Below are 3761 nucleotides of genomic sequence, written 5' to 3'. Positions count from 1 at the left end.
CCCAGGCGCTACGTCAGACCTGGGCCTACCTCGCGCCCGCGCTGCTGGCCTGCGGTGGCCTCGCGCTCGTCGCCGGAGCCCACATGCTGGGCCAACTCCTCCTCATCGAGGGCTGCCTCACCTTCGCGCTGGTCTACCTCGCGCTCTGGCGCCGCGCGCCCCTGCCGCTCGTGGCCGTCCAGGTGCTCTCCACCGTTCCCGCGCTGCTGGCGGCCTGCCTGTGGCTCAGCGTCGACGTGTTCACGATCCTGCCCCTGCTGCAGGCCTTCCTCATCCTCACCATCGCCGCCGAACGGGCCGAACTCGCCCAACTCTCCCTGGGCGCTCGCGCCGTGCCCCGGCTCGTCGGGCTGGCGTCCGCGCTGGTGCTGGCCGCGTCCGGAAGCCTGCTGTGGCCCGCGATCGGGACGCGGGCCTTCGGCCTGGCCACCCTCGCCACCGCCGCCTGGCTGCTGCGCGACGACGTCGCCCGCCGCATGGTCCGCACCGAGGGGCTACGCCGCTACAACGGGGCCGCCCTCCTGGCGGGCTACGCCTGGCTGGGCGTCGCGGGTCTGGTCTGGCTCGTGGGCGGGGTACCCGGCGGCGACGCCGCCTACGACGTGGTCGTCCACGCCGTCTTCCTGGGGTTCGGCGTGTCCATGATCATGGCCCACGCGCCCCTCATCTTCCCGGCCGTCCTCGGGCGGCCCCTCCCGTATCGGCCCGCGATGTGGGTGCCGCTCGGTCTGCTGCACGCAGGCCTGGTGCTCCGCGTCGTCGGCGACATCCTTGGCCGGGGGCTGCCCTGGCAGATCGGATCGGTGGTCACCGTGCTCTCCCTGCTCGCCTTCGCCGCGACGGCCGCGTTCAGCGCCGTCCGGGCATGACGACCCCCGAGCAGGACGCCAGCCCCGGCCCGGCGTCGATCCCAGCAGCGGCACGGCTCGACGCCCCCGCGCCGCGGCGTCCCCGGGCACGTCGGCTTCGCGACCGGGTCGCGCTCGGCTGGCTGGCCGCCGCCGTCGTGATCGCGATCGTGCACCGGTGGGTGCCGAGCGCCACCTGGCTGATGATCCACCTGGTGCTGCTCGGGGCGCTGACCCACTCGGCGATGGTGTGGAGCGAGCACTTCGCCCACACCCTGCTGCACACGGTGCCCGATGAGGCCGGACGCCGCCGCCAGGACGTCCGCATCGGGCTGCTCGGCGTCGGGGCCCTGATGGTGTTCCTCGGCGTCCCGCTCGACGTGTGGCCGCTGGTGGTCCTCGGCGCCACCGCCGTCTCGGCCGCGGTGATCTGGCACGGGGCCCACCTGGTGAGCGTCCTGCGGGCGGCGCTGCCGAGCCGCTTCCGGATCGTCACCCGCACCTACATCGCGGCGTCGTGCTGCCTGCCCGTCGGCGTCGGGTTCGGGGCGGCGCTCGCGTTCGGCCTGCCCGAAGAGTGGCACGGCCGGCTCCTGATCGCCCACCTGGGCGCCAACCTGCTCGGCTGGATCGGGCTGACCGTCACCGGCACCCTGGTCACCTTCTGGCCCACGATGCTGCGCACCCGCATGGATGAGCGCGCCGAGACGCTGGCCCGCCAAGCCCTGCCCCTCCAACTCGTCGGCCTGAGCGTCCTGATCGCCGGGGCACTGGTGGGCTGGAGCCCGCTCGCCCTGGCGGGCCTGCTCGGCTACGTCGCCGGGCTGATCTGGTGGGGACGCGCCCTGATCCGGCCGCTGCGCGCCCACGGGCTGCGCGAGTTCGCCCCCGCCTCCGTCCTCGCGGCCCTGCTGTGGGCGGGTATAGGCCTGGCGTGGGTCGGGTGGCTGCTGGCGACGACCGGATCCTGGGCCGGGGTCGCGGACGCCCTCCCGACGGTGGGCGGGGTGTTCGCCGTCGGCTTCGCCGCCCAACTGCTGTCCGGGGCGCTGTCCTACCTGATCCCCTCCGTGATGGGCGGCGGGCCGTCCGTGGTGCGCGCCGGGGCCGCCTGGTTCGACCGGTTCGCGGGCGTGCGGCTGATCGTGATCAACGCGGGCCTCCTGCTGTTCCTGATGCCGGTGGCGTCCTGGGTGAAAGTCACCACCTCGCTCGTCGTCCTGGTCGCGCTGGCGGCGTTCCTCCCCCTGCTGCTCGGCGGAGCCAAGGCGTCCGCCCGCGCCCGCCGAGCCCTTGCCGCCGGGGAACCGCCCGCCCCCGCGTCCGAACGCGTCCCGTGGTCGATGAACCAGGCCGTCGCCGGGGTCGCCGCGCTGGTGCTGGCCATCACCGTCGGCGTCGCCGTCGATCCCGCGGCGTCCGGCGTCACGACGACCCCCACAGCGCAGAGCGTCGCCGTCGCGCCCACCGGCAACACGACGCGCGTCGAGGTGACCGCCCGCGGCATGACGTTCACCCCCAACCGGATCGTCGTCCCGGCCGGGGACCGGCTCGTCGTCGTCCTCCACAACGCCGACGCGGCGATGGCCCACGACCTGATCCTGGGCAGCGCCCGCACCCCGCGCGTCGCGCCCGGACAGACCGTCGAACTCGATGCGGGGGTAATCGGCGCATCCGTGCAGGGCTACTGCTCGGTCGCCGGGCACCGGCAGATGGGCATGACCCTCGACGTGGTGGTCGAGGGGACGCCGCAAGCCGATAGCTCGGGTCACGACACCACCAGCCATGCAGGCGGCACGGGGTCGGCGATCCCCGCGAATCCGTCTGACAGCCTGAGCGCCCCTCTTGACCCCGTGCTGGCACCGCTGGGTGCTGAGCGCGAGCACAAGCTGACCCTGCGCGTGACCGAGGTGCCCCTGGAAGTCGCGCCGGGGCTGTGGCAGACCCGGTGGACGTTCAACGGCAGCGGCGTCGGCCCGACCCTGCACGGGCGCGTCGGGGACGTGTTCGAGATCACGTTGGTCAACGACGGCAGCATCGGGCACTCCATCGACTTCCACGCGGGCGCGCTCGCCCCCGACAAGCCCATGCGCACCATCGCGCCCGGCGAGACGCTCACCTACCGGTTCACCGCCCAACGCGCCGGGATCTGGATGTACCACTGCTCGACGATGCCCATGAGCACCCACATCGCGGCGGGCATGACGGGCGCGGTCGTCATCGAACCAGACGGGCTCGACCCCGTGGACCGCAGCTACGTGCTCGTCCAAAGCGAGGTGTTCCTGGCGAATGCGGCCACCGCGGCGGACCAGGCCCAGGAGGTCGACTCCGACAAGGTGGTCGCCGAGAAGCCCGACCGGGTGGTGTTCAACGGCATCGCCAACCAATACGACCTGACCCCGTTCACGGCGAAGGTGGGGGAGCGGGTCCGGTTCTGGGTGCTGGACGCGGGGCCCAACCGGGCCAGCGCGTTCCACATCGTCGGCGGCCAGTTCGACACCGTCTGGAGCGAGGGCACCTACACGCTGCGCCAGGGGCGGGCGGCGTCCGGGGGCACCGACGGCGGCGCCCAGGTGATGCCCCTCCAGCCGGCCCAGGGCGGATTCGTGGAGCTGAGCTTCCCCGAGGAGGGCCACTACCCGGTGGTCTCCCACATCATGGTGGACGCCGAACGGGGAGCCCACGGCATCGTCAAGGTCACCCCCTAGCCACCGCAGAGCCCCACAACACACACTCCTGAGTCCTCGACCGCCAAACTCTCAGTCCTCGGCACCCAGACCCTCAGTCCTCGGCACCCAGACCCTCAGTCCTCGGCAGCCTGACCCTCAGTCCTCGGCGACCTGGGGTGCGGTCCTCGCCGAGGACTGGGGCTGCGTGCGCCGAGGACTGAGGGTTACGGCGCCGAGGACTGGG

General features: G+C 73.1%; 2 protein-coding genes. Both read left to right on the top strand.

From position 1 onward, the window contains the following. Nucleotides 1-869, top strand: an 869-nt coding sequence (locus V7E09_RS14755) for a hypothetical protein (RefSeq protein ID WP_324523634.1), incomplete at its 5' end; no start/stop codon positions are given. After that, nucleotides 866-3556, top strand: a complete 2691-nt coding sequence (locus V7E09_RS14750; protein ID WP_324523633.1) for a multicopper oxidase domain-containing protein — start codon at nt 866-868, stop codon at nt 3554-3556. The genes V7E09_RS14755 and V7E09_RS14750, both read left to right, overlap by 4 nt. Nucleotides 3557-3761: the final 205 nt, after the last annotated feature.

Origin of the sequence: Propioniciclava sp. (assembly GCF_036744435.1) — a bacterium.
Lineage (GTDB): Bacteria > Actinomycetota > Actinomycetes > Propionibacteriales > Propionibacteriaceae > Propioniciclava.
Note: the sequence above shows the minus strand (reverse complement) of the source record. Positions and strands in the feature narration are given on the sequence as shown.

Coding starts and splice junctions, on each gene's coding strand:
- V7E09_RS14750 (WP_324523633.1), top strand. CDS start 866: ATGACGACCCCCGAGCAGGACGCCAGCCCCGGCCCGGCGTCGATCCCA.